The sequence below is a fragment of the Collimonas sp. PA-H2 genome (genome assembly GCF_002564105.1).
GTDB lineage: Bacteria > Pseudomonadota > Gammaproteobacteria > Burkholderiales > Burkholderiaceae_D > Collimonas.
Genome location: NZ_PDBX01000002.1, coordinates 32778 through 47688, shown reverse-complemented (window position 1 = coordinate 47688; position 14911 = coordinate 32778). Strand labels below are relative to the sequence as shown.

Sequence of the window (14911 nt, the reverse complement as noted above, 5' to 3'; positions counted from 1 at the left end):
CTCTGCCCACCAATCAATCGCCATTTATCTGCTACTTTCATATTGAGAAAACTTCAATGAAGTGCCCACACTGTTCTGAGGATGTCGGACTGTTTTCCAAGGCGATGTCTGAACTTGGAAAAACGAAGGTATGCCCGCATTGCGGTAAGAGCTTGACGTTTGGCATACGCCATGGCAGGTTCGCCTTAGTTTTTTTCAGTATTGCGCTGATCTCCGTAATTTTCGGCGTCAGCGGCGTTGTCGCTGCTGGCATAGCGGCGGGTGTCGCAGCGGTATTCAGCGTGGGGCTCAAGAATGCGCAGGTCTATTCTCCAGAGCTGACTCCTGTTGACCCCAGACCACCAAAGGTTTGGATAAAAGGTTTATTTATTGTTCTCGCCATTGCTGGCTTCTGTTTTTTTGCATTCGTTGCCACTGTTGTGTTCACTATGGCATGTTGTAGTCGATAAATGTGCTGTTTAACTCTTTGTTAAACACTGCCGCTATGCGCCGGTGAACTGTGTCCTTGAACGGCAGCTTTGGAGTAAATCGTAGGTCGCCTTTGGGTCGAAATTTGCCTGTCTGGACCGGCTCAAAACGGCCAGTTCCTGACAGTCGCGCACCAGAGCAATTTGATGTGATCTGTTAACATTTTGGCGACAAGGTACCGCCGGCTAAGCATTATCCTTTACACACAAAATGCGCTGGATCTGACGAAGTCAGCATTTACTCAGATAAATTTGGAAGAAGCGAAAATCTATGAAAGACGATGATGCGGAAGGCTTCTTTCCTGAACTTTCATCCAATGGTCTGCCAAATGAAGCGGGCGCTACTCACATTGGAATGGCATCGCTGCCTAAGTTAGGCGCCACATTCTGGTTCGGCATGCTTCGCCTTCTCATCGCTTGCTCCACAGTAGCCGCGCTAGCGACCGCCTTGCTACCCTCGGTCGCAATGGCGGTTGACTCGGTTCCGACGCTTTGTTCTGGGGGGGGAGATCACTTTTTTGAGCGCACGAATGGCGACTCTTGAGTACGGCTCGCAAAGCAGCCATCCATTCAAGAGGAACGGGAAGATTCTTTCAATCTGCGCTGACCGCGACACCGAACCGGTCTCGAAGGTTGTGTATCGCTATGGTCGCAAGGACGCAGTGGAACTGGAGCAAATCGCTACAAAGCAAGCGCCGTTCTTTGTCCACAGTCGCAGTACCTCACCGCATACCGGGGAAGATATTCTCTTCTTCACGACCGCAAATCACACGTACTATGTAATTCTTGCAACAGGCCAAGGCAACGGGGTCATTCTCCTTGTCTATGCAGGTGCCAAGAAGGTTCAACAGCCAGATGGGTCAATTTTAAGCAATCCTCAACACCATCGATTCTGACCGAGAACCCGCCGGAATTTCGCTTACTCAAGTCGCTGAAGCAGAAGTCTTTAACTCCAGAAGTTGCCGCGCCTGGCGAGAGTTAGTCTTAGGTTTGCGAGAGCACTACAGTGCGACTACAGTTAACTATGAGCTTTCCCTGAAATTTCGTCTTCCACAGGTGACGTAAAATTGACGTTACTTTGGGAAGGCAAGAAATGAAGATTTCAAGAAGTTCATACACGGCGGAATTCAAGGAATTGGCAGTCAGACGGGTCAATGCCTGCGAGTCCTTCGCGGCGACAGCCAAGGAACTTGGTCTAAGCGAACAAACGCTGCGCAACTGGGTCAAGGCCGCTAAGGCTGGCAAGTTGAACGGCGCTGGTAGCAAGGTTGTGACACCGGAAGAGATGGAATTGTCGCGCTTACGTGCCGAGAATGCCAAGCTCAAGCGGGAGAACGAAATCATAAAAAAGGCAGCGGCGTACTTCGCGAAGGATGTTCTGTGAAGTACGCCTGGATCGATGCGCAGACTAATCGATTCGCGCTGAGGGAAATGTGCGATACGCTCGACGTGAGCATCAGCGGTTACCGAGCCTGGAAGAGTGGCGGCACGCCCGATCGCAAGCGCCTGACGGCCGGCCAGACGCTGGCCATGATCCGCGCCATCCACGCCGAGGTAAAAGGTGCTTATGGCAGTCCTCGGATGATCCGCGAGTTGCGGTGGCGGGGCTACACGGCGAGCAAGGGACGCGTAGAGCGGTTGATGCGCACGCACGGAATTCATGCGCGCCACAAGCGGCGCTACCGGGTTACGACCGAATCGAAGCACGGTTTGCCAGTGGCGAGAAACCTGCTTGACCGCGATTTCGCGCCGGCGGCGCCGAATCAGGTTTGGACGGCCGACATCACCTACTTGTGGACCGATGAAGGCTGGCTGTACCTCGCCATCGTTCTGGATCTGTTCAATCGGGAAGTGATCGGCTGGTCGCTCAAGCCGCGTATGACGACTGAGTTGGTGGCAGACGCGCTGACGATGGCCTGGTTCCGCCGACGTCCTGCGCCCGGCGTCCTGCATCATTCGGACCGCGGCAGCCAGTACGCCAGTCAGGCCTACCAGGACAAGTTGCGTGAGTTCGGTATGACGTGTTCGATGAGCCGCAAGGGAAATTGCTGGGACAATTCGCCGACTGAGAGCTGGTTCAACAGTTTCAAGAACGAACGTTACCATGGCCTGCGCTACACCACCCAGACTGAAATGAGGGCGGCCAGTTTCGAATACATCGAGGTGTTTTACAATCGCAAGCGGCAGCATTCGACCCTCGGTTATAAATCGCCGCTCCAGTTTCTACAGCGCTGGATCAGTGAACAGAATCAGGAAAAACGAGCTGCATAGAAGTCGTCTGTTGGAAGACGAAAAACAGAGGGAACCTCACTACGAATGTTCCGGCGCCGTAAACAATTTACGGCTCTGGACATCAATTAATTAGATTCGTCGTAACGAACCCTCTTGATTTGCAATGATATTTTATTTTTTACGCCTTACGTAATGTCAGGCATTTGACGATAGGCAAACGGCGTGCGCCCAGTCCAACGATGAAATGCGCGAGTGAACGCACTTTGTTCGGAATAACCTAGCAGCAGTGCAATTTCGGCCATTTGTAAGCGAGGGTCGAGCAAATAGTGCTTGGCTAGATGGCGGCGGGTTTCCTCGCGCAGTGCACGGAAATTAACCCCGTTTTCATCCAGACGACGCTGCATGGTGCGTGACGAAATATGTAGTTCATTAGCTACCCGTTCTAATTCCGGTTCGCCTTCGCGAATCAGGCGTGCAATGCATAGGCGCACAGCTTGTTCGAAGTCATCTGATTGGGGAAGTTCAGCCAACATTGATGCGGCTTGTTTTTCCAATACTCGCAAAAGGGCTGCATCTGGCTGACGTAGTGGAAGAATCAATCGTGTTAGAGGGAAGCGTACGGTTGTCGTCGGTTGTTCGAAAAGTACCGGACAGGCAAACCAATCTCGATAAGGCTTGAGATCTGGTGGCGCAGGATTGACGAAACCAATCTCGATCAGAGTTCCACGCAGACCAGTGATATCACGAGCGAATTGTATTAGTCCAGTGATCGCACACTCGTCCACAAGCGGCCCGGGACGTCCAAGATTCACTCCCCATTCAAGCAGAACCTCGCCATTTTGCATGGTTACGTTAAGCGGATTCGTGTCGTAGAGCAGGCGTTGATAGTGCTGCATGCGCGTCAGCGCCGCAGCTAAGTGCGGACAGGCTAGCAATATATAGCCCATGACGCCCATATGTGCCGGAGTAATGGTTTGGCCCAAGTGTAAACCGAGCAAGGGATCGTCCAAATGATCAGCCGCGCGCTCCAGCAGCGCACCCCATCGAGCTATCGGATATCGCAGCAAACCGCGGTCTGCAGGTTCAGGCGACTCTTCTCCGAGCAAGACTTCTGCATCTACACCCTGCTTTTCAAGATATTCATAAAGCAGGCGTACGTAGGTGCTAGGGACAACACCCCGGGCAGGTGGGGATTTGGATTTTGACATGGCATTAATTGTTAAATATTTACAGAGCCGAGTCATGTGTTCACCGATTTGCCAATTCAAAAACACTCGTCAATAAGAAAGTGGTTTCCGTATGGAAACTTACTGAAAAATGTTTCCTTTTGACGTCATTAGTGTAACTCCGACAGCTCTCAAAGCTGGGGTTTTTATTTTTTATCATGGCACAAATTGTTAAATTTTTGGCGCTGTGCGTCAAGGCGAAACCTCGTTTATCAACTTAAGATTTTGCCATCACATAGTCTTTTAATCGGAACGTGATTTTTGTCGGAAAAATGAAATATTGGAATTAATTATGAACATCCGAGACGATCAATGGGAAAAATTAGAGCCACTGCTGCTAGGTAAAAAAGGCGACGGAGGAAGTTGTGCCCGCAACAATCGCCTTTTTATCGAAGCCGTGCTTTGGCACATTTCCAGTCGATGCAATTGGGGTGAGTTGCCGTCCAAATTTGGCAAATGGAACACCAGCTATATGCGTTTCAAACGTTGGAATGAAGCGGGTGTTTGGCATCAATTGGCAATGGATTTATGTGACGCCCCGGAACTTCATGAAATGATCAAAAAGATCGCTGTGTATGGAGATCAACAGTTCCTTCGGAGACGGTTGAGGGCTAGCAGGAAAGATGCACGAGAATTTTACAGCGAATCCATTAGAAAAATAGAAGGCAGGCGCAATTCAGGACTGAACGAAGATAAATCAACTCTTGTTGGTTGCGAGTTCTGAAGAGGCGCCAAGTAGCGTTAGGCAATCAGCGTGCGATTGTTGGGTGGTTCACTGCTCCCGCTTGTGATGGAGTGTGTTGGGAAATCGAATATCTATTGCAAAAATTTAGGGGGCGGATATGAATAAAATTTATAGAATTATTTGGAACAAGGCTGCAGGCAGGTGGTGTGTGGTTGGTGAGCTAACCAAGAGTCGCAGCAAAGGCAAGAGTGAGTCAAAAGGCGGTCTCGCTACGAAAATAATTGTTGCTGCAATGGTCGTGGTGGGATTTGGCGGCGAGGTACTGGCAGCACCGGGCTATGTAGGCGGTATATTTACTACGATCGGTTATGGTACTGGGGGTGCCACTCCGGACTGTAGCGATTCTTCATATCAATCGTATGGCCAAAATGGTTATGGTTTTGGATTCAACGGTGATTCGCACGATGGCGTCAATTCAATAGGTAACTATGGTTTGAATGTTGTTTGTGGAACTAGCGACGTATCTAGTCAAACCAACCGGATTCTTGCTTACGCGAATAGCCCTACGACTAATGCCACCAACATGTCGATTGGCGGTAAGCTCTATGTGAACGGCACGACAACGCTTCAGAACTTAGTTGTCAATGGAACGACCACATTTAATGGAGCGATTTCCTTTCCTTATTTTCATGTAAATTCCGTTGCGTCCGACGGTAGCGCGACTGGCACGGATAGTTTGGCTATAGGTCCAATGAGCAATGCCAGTGGAACTAGTACGATCGCGGAAGGTAACAATGCCAATGCCTCCAATACTAATACAATCGCTATTGGCTTGAATACAATCGCCTCGAATCCTAATAGCGTGGCACTCGGTGCTGGATCCACGGCAACTACTGCCGGCGTCAATACCAGCAGCGCAACTGTGGGCGGTGTCATATACAGCGGCTTCGCTGGTACCACGCCGTCTACTGCCGGCACAGTTAGCGTCGGCTCCGTGGGCAATGAGCGCCAGATTACCAATCTTGCTGCCGGCCAGGTTTCATCGATCTCGACCGACGCCGTTAACGGTTCAGAGTTGTATTCTGGCCTGAGTACGACCAACAGCAGCGTGAGTTCACTGTCGACTTCGACTTCGACCGGCCTGAGTACGACCAACAGCAGCGTGAGCTCACTGTCGACTTCGACTTCGACCGGCTTGAGTACGACCAACAGCAGCGTGAACTCGCTGTCGACGTCGACGTCGACTGGCATCAGTACGAACGCCAGTAACATTGGTTCGCTGTCGACTGGTCTGAGCTCGACCAATAGCAGCGTGAGCTCACTGTCGACATCGACATCGACCGGCCTGAGTACGGCCAACAGCAGCGTGAGTTCACTGTCGACATCGACCTCGACTGGCTTGAGCACGACCAACAGCAGCGTGAGTTCACTGTCGACATCGACTTCGACCGGCCTGAGTACGACCAACAGTAGCGTGAGCTCACTGTCGACGTCAGCATCGACCGGCCTGAGTACGACCAACAGTAGTGTGAGCTCGCTGTCGACCTCGACATCGACCGGCCTGAGTACGACCAACAGCAGCGTGAATTCGCTGTCGACATCGGCGTCGACTGGCCTGAGTACGACCAACAGCAGCGTGAATTCGCTGTCGACATCGGCGTCGACCGGCCTGAGTACGACCAACAGCAGCGTGAACTCGCTGTCGACATCGACCTCGACTGGCTTGAGCACGGCCAATAGCAGCGTGAGTTCACTGTCGACATCGACATCGACCGGCCTGAGTACGACCAACAGCAGCGTAAACTCGCTGTCGACATCGACGTCGACTGGCCTGAGCACGGCCAACAGTAGCGTGAGCTCGCTGTCGACCTCGACTTCGACCGGCTTGAGTACGACCAACAGCAGCGTGAATTCGCTGTCGACGTCGACGTCGACTGGCATCAGTACGAACGCCAGTAACATTGGTTCGCTGTCGACTGGTCTGAGCACGGCCAATAGCAGCGTGAGCTCACTGTCGACTTCGACTTCGACTGGTCTGAGCACGGCCAATAGCAGCGTGAGTTCACTGTCGACTTCGACTTCGACCGGCCTGAGTACGACCAACAGCAGCGTGAGCTCACTGTCGACATCGACATCGACCGGCCTGAGTACGGCCAACAGCAGCGTGAGTTCACTGTCGACGTCGACATCGACCGGCCTGAGTACGACCAACAGCAGCGTGAACTCGCTGTCGACATCGACGTCGACTGGCCTGAGCACGGCCAACAGTAGCGTGAGCTCGCTGTCGACCTCGACTTCGACCAGCTTGAGTACGACCAACAGCAGCGTGAATTCGCTGTCGACGTCGGCGTCGACTGGCATCAGTACGAATGCCAGTAACATTGGTTCGCTGTCGACTGGTCTGAGCACGGCCAATAGCAACGTGAGCTCACTGTCGACATCGACATCGACCGGCCTGAGTACGGCCAACAGCAGCGTGAATTCGCTGTCGACCTCGACATCGACCGGCCTGAGTACGACCAACAGCAGCGTGAATTCGCTGTCGACGTCGGCGTCGACTGGCATCAGTACGAATGCCAGTAACATTGGTTCGCTGTCGACTGGTCTGAGCACGGCCAATAGCAGCGTGAGCTCACTGTCGACATCGACATCGACCGGCCTGAGTACGGCCAACAGCAGCGTGAATTCGCTGTCGACATCGGCGTCGACTGGCCTGAGTACGACCAACAGCAGCGTGAGTTCACTGTCGACTTCGACTTCGACCGGCCTGAGTACGACCAACAGCAGCGTGAGCTCACTGTCGACATCGACATCGACCGGCCTGAGTACGGCCAACAGCAGCGTGAATTCGCTGTCGACATCGGCGTCGACTGGCCTGAGTACGACCAACAGCAGCGTGAGTTCACTGTCGACTTCGACTTCGACCGGCCTGAGTACGACCAACAGCAGCGTGAGCTCACTGTCGACATCGACATCGACCGGCCTGAGTACGGCCAACAGCAGCGTGAGTTCACTGTCGACGTCGACATCGACCGGCCTGAGTACGACCAACAGCAGCGTGAACTCGCTGTCGACATCGACGTCGACTGGCCTGAGCACGGCCAACAGCAGCGTGAGTTCACTGTCGACTTCGACTTCGACCGGCTTGAGTACGGCCAACAGCAGCGTGAATTCGCTGTCGACGTCGACATCGACTGGCATCAGTACGAACGCCAGTAACATTGGTTCGCTGTCGACTGGTCTGAGCACGACCAATAGCAGCGTGAGCTCGCTGTCGACCTCGACTTCGACCGGCCTGAGTACGGCCAACAGCGGCGTGAGTTCACTGTCAACTTCAACATCGACTGGCCTGAGCACGACCAATAGCAATGTGTCGTCGTTGTCCACGTCTGCTTCGACGAGTATTTCTTCGTTGTCGACAGGGGTCGCCAATTCTGTCCAGTATGATAATCCAGGCCACACCAGCCTTACGCTGGGCGGTGTAGGTGCTACGACCCCGGTGACGCTGAAAAATGTAGCTGCCGGTGTGAATCCAACGGATGCCGTGAATTTTGGGCAATTGACGTCGTTGTCTACCTCAGCATCGACGGGCATCACTTCGCTATCAACCGGTTTGAGTACGACGAATAGTAACGTGACATCATTGTCGACCTCCACGTCGACGGGGATCAGTACTGCGCAAAGCGGGGTAAACTCATTGTCTACGGGCCTGAGTACAACCAACAGTAGTGTGTCGTCGTTATCGACATCGACTTCGACGGGCTTGAGCACGGCAGCAAGTGGTATTAATTCACTGTCAACCGGCCTGAGCACCACGAACAGCAGCGTGTCGTCGTTGTCAACGTCAACGTCAAGCGGCTTGAGCGCAGCGACGAGTGGTATCAACTCATTGTCAACTGGCGTTGCGTCGATATCAACTGGACTGGGGCAACTGACGTCACTCTCAACTAGCCTGACGGGTGTCAGCTCATTATCGACGTCGTTGAAGCCGCTTGCGGATGCATCTACTGCCGCGGCTGCTAATGGTGCCACGATTGGTGCCACTACGATCGGAGGCGTCAACAGCGACGGCACAGTACGGACGCGTGGCACTAACGGTACGGTGATCAACAATGTGACGCCGGTAACGTGCAGCACAGTGAAGGGCATTGACGCAACCGGTTCAGGTTTGTGCGCGCAAGCGACCAAAGACGGCGCAACGGCATTTGGTTCCAACGCACAGGCAACTGATACCAATACCACTGCTGTGGGCTTCCGTGCCTTAGCCTCGCAGGCCGGATCGGTGGCGATCGGTAATAACGCCCAGGCGACTGGCGATCCTACTGTCGCGATTGGTCAGAATTCGCTGGCATCAGGTAATAACTCGGTCGCGACAGGAGCGGGTGCCCAAGCCATAGGGAATAATTCGGTGGCATTAGGCGCCGGTTCGATAGCCGATCAAGAAAATACAGTATCTGTTGGCTCTCCTGGAAGTGAACGCCGTATTACCAATGTGGCGCCAGGCATCAATCCAAGTGATGCGGTAAATGTTTCTCAACTAAGTAATGTGCAAAATCAAGTCGGGAATGTTCAACGCATAGCTTACAGCGGCGTGGCAATGGCAGGGGCCTTAGCGGGACTGCCGCAAGTCGAGCCAAATAAGACATTCTCGTTGGGTGCTGGCATCGGTAGTTATGCTGGTTATTCTGCACTCGCAATCGGTGCGAGCGCTCGTGTCGGTCAAAATACCGTATTAAAAATGGGGGTCAGTACTACGTCCGGTAGTCACACATTGATAAATGCTGGAGTGGGTTTTTCATGGTGACCGTGAAGATTGATGGTTTTGCGGGTGTTGTGGATTTGCTGATCCTTATTTAGCACCGCACTGCCTAGCCTCTAAGAAGGGGTAGAGGCGTGCGGCGACAATTACCTAATCGCATCGCCAGAATTGACATGTCAATTTCATCTGTTTGCTCGGCGCGGAATGATGCAATGGTTTGAGTAAATTTGCGGTACATATTTAGAATCGGCTGCTGGAGGCGATCATGGGATGCAGTATTAATTTAAATGTTATGGCTGCAAGCGAAGACGGAAAGATTAATTTTGACGACAATTGCGAAATTTCTGTTCACGCTTTGATAGATTCTGAGATTGGCTCTAGCGGTGAAGATGGGGACATATCAATGGCAATAAATCTTAGGTATCACGATAAAGTTGACATCATAAGTTTGTACGTTGATGGCGAGCGGAATATTGATGCCTTGCGATTATATTGTGAAATGGCATTAAATCATTACAGGGCAAAGATACTGAAATAGTGGCGTGAATGCTGACGCCTCTACGGTTCTTCCGCTGGGAATAGCTGAACAGTCGTGACTATGTGCCAGCGTTCTGCTATGTTGGCCACTATTTTTTTTTGATTTCCTCATTACTGAATGAAAATAAGTATCTTGGCATATCCAGAATCCGCGGTTCCTCCTCACTTGCGCTTCCAAGTATTGAGATTGCAAAATATTGCTTGGCCTACTGCTGAGCCGATTGTTCTTCAGGTGGTGCATGACCCGGACTTAGACCCATTATCGATGTTAATGGTCTCTGATCGCAAAGTGGTCGCCGCTCTCGATATATTGTCGAAAAAAATCGTCCACAAGGAAGAGCATTATGTAGCCAGCGGGTTGAGCTGCGTAGTTACCTCTCCGGACGAAAGGGGGCTTGGGTACGGCCGGAAGCTTGTTGTCGCAGCAAAAAATATGATGGAGAAGAACGGTGCCGATTTGAGTATTTTTACCTGTGATCGACCACTCCAGCATTTCTACGAAAGCAGTGGATGGCACGTATTGCACGATGCACCTATTATTGGTGGTACGCCGGACAGTCCATTTCCAAGCGACCAATTCGATAAGATTACGATGGGATGTTTTTTTTCCGCGAAAGCACATTTGAATGCGCAGGCGTTCTCACAGTGTCAAATTGCTCTCTATCCAGGTGAAATAGATCGACTCTGGTAACAGACTCTAGTCATTTGGATTTGAACTTGTAAAGACAAACAATATTGAGGTTATCGTGACTATTGGTATAGATTGGGGGCAGGCGCCAAACGGTGCAAAGTGGTGGGCAATGGATTTTGACGGCAAAGCCTTTTGGTATATGACGCCAAATCTTAACCCTCAGACTAATTTCTGGTATATGGCTCAAATCGAAGCCCCCACCTTCGATTACTCTGAGGATTGGCGGAAGAGCTTAATTGAGCGCCCAATTATGTAGACGTTGCATCCCAGAATGCGAATTTGCAAGCCAGGTTTTAGAGAGATGTTCAGGGATACTTTCAGGGATAGTTAGGGGTATTTCAGGGGAGGTGCGGGCCAGACTTCTCTATGAAGTCGCCCCTGAATTACCCTTGAAATCCCTTTGATACGGGTTCGATTCCCTCCGGCCGGAGCATTTTAGTTTAGCCTGATCGCGTATATCTTTCCTTGCTATCGCCACAAAATCGTTTCCGCATTCAATAGACGAATGGCTTAGATAAAGGCTGTAAAGCCTGATAAAATGGCCAATATGCGGAAACGATTTCTGGCTAAGTAATTGATTTCATTTGAATATACTTTAGACTTGAAAACTAGCGACGGTTTATCCCGTTCGTGAGTTCGAATCTCACCGCTTCCGCCAGATCCAAGTAAAACGGCCCTCTACGGGCCGTTTTACTTTTCTGCCAAGCCCTTTGCACGGCAATCGTTTCCTCATATCAGCTATAGAAAAATGGAAATATGAAAAATCCGGCAGCAGGCAATCAAGAACGACGAGAGGCACGCCTATCGTCACGATTGCTGCCGCCCCGGCCCTCATCGACCTCCATGTCGCCCGAAGACGCCATCGTCAAAAAACAGGCGCGAGAGCGAAAGGATGCGCTGGTTCGTGGCGTCACTTCAATACAGGAAATGCGTGAAGCGATAAGATATGCGGCGCGCGGCCTCCCGACCATTTCCGCAGTGCCACGCATGGGTACGCTCGACGCCGCGGCGTTTCGCATGCGTGCAGCAGAAGGCCTGCCATTCGTCATCACCGGGCTGGTCAATCGTTGGCCACTTTCCACCCTTATGCCGCAAACGCTGCGTGACTGCTTCGGCGAGCTGCACGTGCGGGCGAGGGTGGGTGACTATGTCAATACCGCTTTCGCGGCCGACCGGGCGATGCAGGATATGTCGCTGCTGGCGTACCTTGAGCTCGTCGCTGATAACACGCAGGAGCTGCCACCGTATCTGGGCAATCTGGAATTGCGTGAACTGAATAGGCTGTGCTACTGGCCAGCCTATTTTAAAAAAATGGGTCCGCCTCGGTTTTGGCTTGGTCCCTCTGGAACAGTGACCCCGCTGCATTGCGATTATGACGATAATATTTTTGCGCAGATCTGGGGCGCCAAACGTATTTTTCTGTCGCCGCCACACCACGACGAATTCCTTTATCCCCGCGAGGCGAACGCCATCCTGTTCGGCTCGCCGTTTAACCCTGAGGCGCCGGATTTCGAGAAATTTCCGCTTGCCCGCAAGGCAGCAATGATCGAATGCATCATGCAACCCGGTGAGCTTCTGTATGTGCCAGCCGGGTGGTACCACCAGGTTCGCGCGCTGACTTTTTCGCTTTCGGCCAACCGATGGGCCAGGGCGCTGCCATTGGCATTGAATGGGGATGCTTCGCTGAAGGCCGGCTAAGTTGATCGAATCGGTCCGCTCCCGGTCAATAGCCGTCGGTGGAGCTAGATGGCAATCCGATGTAGCATTGACAAAAATTTAGGATGCAACCCGTCAACTACCCGATTATGAAAATACTCACCATTGTCGTCATTATGCTTTGTGCGCTTTCGGCGAAGGCCGCCGATGTATTACCTGCCCAATACGTTGGGGTATGGGCCACTGAAGATTCCGTTTTCAATGGTTCTGAACTTATTGGTGGTACTGCGATTTATCTCGGCAGCAACGGCGATGGCGCAATCGTCGGCGCCCCATTGCCGCTCCATATGTGTGGTGAGCGATACTTCGCAGCATCCGCCTTTTGAGCGGGGTGTTTCAGATGGCTAGAGGCTAGTCGGCCGTGTGAATCTGGCTACTCCTGTTGGCGTCGAACGCTCCGGTTCAGCTGCGGGGGCGAGCAGCGGATGTCCGCTGCAACCGGTTGTTGGGCCGCCTCTAGTCACGCACGTAACGCAAGTGTGTTGCAGCTGGACCTTCAAGCACCTTGTCAATCCGGAAGCTCGGAGCCGGTTCGTGCAGGTTCTCAAAGAGACGTCTCCCACCGCCGAAGAGCACCGGCGCCAAGGCGATTTCCAGTTCATCGATGACACCGAGGTTCAAGTATTGCTGAATCGCATCCGCGCCGCCCGCAATGCGAATATCGCGACGACCCGCAGATTCCCGAGCCTGCTCGAGGGCACTCTCCGGGCCGTCGTTGACAAAGTAGAACGTCGTCCCGCCCGGGCGGACCCAAGGTTCGCGCTTCTCGTGGGTAAGAACGTATACCGGAGTGTGAAATGGAGCCTCCTCTGGCCAAGCGCGCTCGCCGACGTCGAACATTCGCTTGCCCATGATGTTGGCGCCGATGCGCTCCGTGGTGTTACGAAGCATGTCATTGACCGGACCGGTTTCGCCCCCTGGTCCGAGCTTGAGGTTCTCGCGAAAGTATTGCTGATTAAGGATCCAGCCCATGAGCGCACCCCACTTGGCGCCCCAATTCTTATACTCAGGCTTCTCCCAATTCTCCAGAGTCATCCCTTCCGGTACCATGTAGCCGTCGAGGCTAAGTCCGATGTTTACGAAGATCTTGGTCATGATTCATCTCTCCCGATTTTTGTATGTCGGTCTAACTTATGGAGGTAGCGCTTCCGCATAAGTGTGCTGGACAACTTTTGTTGACGCATTTCTCCGCTTTGACGGCCGCACTGGTTTCTTGATAGGAGCCGCTCAGATCCACAGCTTATCCCCACGCGACATTGGATACCTGCAAATACCTGGTAGTAAGCCACCGCTCGTTGAGGATGCGAATCCATTATGTCGCCTATGGGGTGGAAGCGGACTATCGTTACATTCTTCAATGTGGCCCCTCCATGCAGGTAAGTTGTAAATCAACATTTAATTTCATTTCTTCTCCCCAATATTTTCTTTACAATTTAGAATTGCACCTATGGCAATTTAACTTGCCATGCATATATGTATTTAAGCAAACCATATTGTTAGAACGTAAAGGAAGTCTTCATGCAGTTTATTACCGGCAAGAGCTGTTTGCTTCTACTCTCTCGCCCATTTAGCGTGAGTCTTAAGGAGATTGCTGGCGTTTGCATGACACTGGTTCGTGCAACTGCGTTGGCTGGCATCGGCGCCGTGCTGCTGTCGCTGACAGGATGCGCCTCAGTCTCAACAGCGCCAGCCTATCAGCACAGCAACGACAACGTATGGGCATTGAAAACCCGTCCGGGCAATAAGCTGGCGCTGGGCCAGTTCATAGCGAAGAGCGAAGCCTTGGATAAACTGACAGTCCGGGGCGCTCCCTACAGTTCGCCTTACAACGATTCCTATGCAGAGTACCTGAAGGCAGCGCTGCAAGCTGAAGTAGAGAGAGCCGGGAAGCTTGACGGCGCATCGAAAGTGATTATCAGCGGAGAGCTTTTGGAAAACTCGCTGGATGTGGCGCCGTCCAGCGACAATGTCGCCAGAATCAGTGCCCATATCTTCGTGATGCGAGAAGGCTACAAGGCATTCGACAAGGTCGTCACCGGAGAAAAACAATGGGAGCCTTCTTTCAGCGACACGATGGCGATCTCCGCCGCGGGCCGCAACTATGTGGGCGCGGTTCAGAGCTTGCTGACGAATCTGATTGCGGATAAGGGCTTTCAAAAAGCTGTCATGCCGCTTCGGTACGACCGGGTTGCTTTAAAAAATGGCGCTATCCGCGACTACAGCGCGAATGTCTCATCAGAGGGCTGCGAGAAGCCGGAATATCCAAGACGCTCGTTGCGTAATGAGGAAGAGGGAACCGTTACAGTGAAATTGTTCATCGACGCCAAAGGCTACGTAGCAGATGCTTTTGTCGAAAGAAGTAGCGGTTTCATCGGTCTGGATAGCGCTACGTTAAACGCCTGGTTTTCTTGTCGCTTCAAACCTGCCATGGCAGACGGCGTGCCGGTGGCATCCACTACGAGAATGCAATATGTCTGGCGGCTTGAGTGAACCCGCTGTGTTATCAGCCGCTGATGATGCGCTGAAGCCGCGTCGATAAGTAATGTAAAGCAGACGGGCTGGATGATCTAGCGTGTCGCTAGCAGCGTAGCCGCCAAA

General features: G+C 52.3%; 14 protein-coding genes and 1 pseudogene. 13 read left to right on the top strand and 2 right to left on the bottom strand.

What is annotated here, in order from left to right; translation table 11 throughout:
• Positions 1–56: 56 nt before the first annotated feature.
• The 4 genes from BCF11_RS25800 (at position 57) to BCF11_RS25785 (ending at position 2738) form a co-directional block, all read left to right on the top strand.
• On the top strand, positions 57–449 hold the full coding sequence (locus tag BCF11_RS25800; protein WP_098497731.1) for a hypothetical protein: 393 nt from the start codon (positions 57–59) through the stop codon (positions 447–449).
• A 289-nt stretch (positions 450–738) separates the two neighbouring features.
• Positions 739–1011, top strand: a complete 273-nt coding sequence (locus tag BCF11_RS28110; RefSeq protein ID WP_098497730.1) for a hypothetical protein — start codon at positions 739–741, stop codon at positions 1009–1011.
• Positions 998–1363, top strand: a complete 366-nt coding sequence (locus BCF11_RS25790) for a hypothetical protein (protein WP_098497729.1) — start codon at positions 998–1000, stop codon at positions 1361–1363. The genes BCF11_RS28110 and BCF11_RS25790 overlap by 14 nt, the downstream gene beginning before the upstream one ends.
• Before the next feature lie 197 nt (positions 1364–1560).
• A protein-coding gene (locus BCF11_RS25785) for an IS3 family transposase (RefSeq protein ID WP_098493244.1) occupies positions 1561–2738 on the top strand; the annotation gives its coding sequence in 2 pieces (ribosomal slippage) (positions 1561–1822 and positions 1822–2738; 1179 coding nt in all).
• A 146-nt stretch (positions 2739–2884) separates the two neighbouring features.
• Here the strand turns inward: BCF11_RS25785 and BCF11_RS25780 are convergent.
• Positions 2885–3907 carry an AraC family transcriptional regulator gene (locus BCF11_RS25780; protein ID WP_098497986.1) on the bottom strand — a complete coding sequence of 341 codons (1023 nt, stop codon included), beginning with the start codon at positions 3905–3907 and terminating at the stop codon, positions 2885–2887.
• A 310-nt stretch (positions 3908–4217) separates the two neighbouring features.
• On the opposite strand from BCF11_RS25780, the gene BCF11_RS25775 reads away from it, so the two are divergent.
• From BCF11_RS25775 to BCF11_RS25745, 8 genes and pseudogenes are all read left to right on the top strand, one after another.
• The gene (locus tag BCF11_RS25775) at positions 4218–4649 is read left to right on the top strand and encodes a transposase (protein ID WP_098497728.1); all 432 of its coding nucleotides are present in this window, start codon (positions 4218–4220) and stop codon (positions 4647–4649) included.
• Between the two features lie 118 nt (positions 4650–4767).
• Positions 4768–4866, top strand: a pseudogene (locus BCF11_RS28735) (ESPR domain-containing protein); the annotation flags it as partial.
• A 42-nt stretch (positions 4867–4908) separates the two neighbouring features.
• Complete coding sequence (locus BCF11_RS25770) at positions 4909–9414, top strand: YadA-like family protein (protein WP_369827885.1); 4506 nt, start codon at positions 4909–4911, stop codon at positions 9412–9414.
• 220 nt (positions 9415–9634) lie between these two features.
• On the top strand, positions 9635–9907 hold the full coding sequence (locus BCF11_RS25765) for a hypothetical protein (protein ID WP_143751523.1): 273 nt from the start codon (positions 9635–9637) through the stop codon (positions 9905–9907).
• A 117-nt stretch (positions 9908–10024) separates the two neighbouring features.
• Complete coding sequence (locus BCF11_RS25760) at positions 10025–10597, top strand: GNAT family N-acetyltransferase (RefSeq protein WP_199111251.1); 573 nt, start codon at positions 10025–10027, stop codon at positions 10595–10597.
• Positions 10598–10652: 55 nt separating this feature from the next.
• Positions 10653–10853 carry a hypothetical protein gene (locus tag BCF11_RS25755; protein WP_233212716.1) on the top strand — a complete coding sequence of 67 codons (201 nt, stop codon included), beginning with the start codon at positions 10653–10655 and terminating at the stop codon, positions 10851–10853.
• Between the two features lie 500 nt (positions 10854–11353).
• Positions 11354–12295 (top strand): cupin-like domain-containing protein, encoded by a 942-nt coding sequence (locus tag BCF11_RS25750; RefSeq protein WP_098497725.1) that lies wholly within the window; start codon positions 11354–11356, stop codon positions 12293–12295.
• Positions 12296–12378: 83 nt separating this feature from the next.
• Complete coding sequence (locus BCF11_RS25745; protein WP_098497724.1) at positions 12379–12639, top strand: hypothetical protein; 261 nt, start codon at positions 12379–12381, stop codon at positions 12637–12639.
• A 130-nt stretch (positions 12640–12769) separates the two neighbouring features.
• Here the strand turns inward: BCF11_RS25745 and BCF11_RS25740 are convergent, their stop codons facing one another.
• Entirely contained in the window at positions 12770–13408 is a 639-nt protein-coding gene (locus BCF11_RS25740; protein ID WP_098497723.1) for a dihydrofolate reductase family protein, read from the bottom strand.
• Positions 13409–13831: 423 nt separating this feature from the next.
• Between BCF11_RS25740 and BCF11_RS28450 the strand changes: the two genes are divergently transcribed.
• Complete coding sequence (locus BCF11_RS28450) at positions 13832–14803, top strand: energy transducer TonB (RefSeq protein WP_233212715.1); 972 nt, start codon at positions 13832–13834, stop codon at positions 14801–14803.
• Positions 14804–14911 lie beyond the last annotated feature (108 nt).

What these genes read in the sequence shown, in the direction of transcription:
- BCF11_RS25800 (WP_098497731.1), top strand. Translation starts at nt 57, where the DNA reads ATGAAGTGCCCACACTGTTCTGAGGATGTCGGACTGTTTTCCAAGGCG.
- BCF11_RS28110 (WP_098497730.1), top strand. Translation starts at nt 739, where the DNA reads ATGAAAGACGATGATGCGGAAGGCTTCTTTCCTGAACTTTCATCCAAT.
- BCF11_RS25790 (WP_098497729.1), top strand. Translation starts at nt 998, where the DNA reads ATGGCGACTCTTGAGTACGGCTCGCAAAGCAGCCATCCATTCAAGAGG.
- BCF11_RS25780 (WP_098497986.1), bottom strand. Translation starts at nt 3,907, where the DNA reads ATGTCAAAATCCAAATCCCCACCTGCCCGGGGTGTTGTCCCTAGCACC.
- BCF11_RS25775 (WP_098497728.1), top strand. Translation starts at nt 4,218, where the DNA reads ATGAACATCCGAGACGATCAATGGGAAAAATTAGAGCCACTGCTGCTA.
- BCF11_RS25765 (WP_143751523.1), top strand. Translation starts at nt 9,635, where the DNA reads ATGGGATGCAGTATTAATTTAAATGTTATGGCTGCAAGCGAAGACGGA.
- BCF11_RS25760 (WP_199111251.1), top strand. Translation starts at nt 10,025, where the DNA reads ATGAAAATAAGTATCTTGGCATATCCAGAATCCGCGGTTCCTCCTCAC.
- BCF11_RS25750 (WP_098497725.1), top strand. Translation starts at nt 11,354, where the DNA reads ATGAAAAATCCGGCAGCAGGCAATCAAGAACGACGAGAGGCACGCCTA.
- BCF11_RS25745 (WP_098497724.1), top strand. Translation starts at nt 12,379, where the DNA reads ATGCAACCCGTCAACTACCCGATTATGAAAATACTCACCATTGTCGTC.
- BCF11_RS25740 (WP_098497723.1), bottom strand. Translation starts at nt 13,408, where the DNA reads ATGACCAAGATCTTCGTAAACATCGGACTTAGCCTCGACGGCTACATG.
- BCF11_RS28450 (WP_233212715.1), top strand. Translation starts at nt 13,832, where the DNA reads ATGCAGTTTATTACCGGCAAGAGCTGTTTGCTTCTACTCTCTCGCCCA.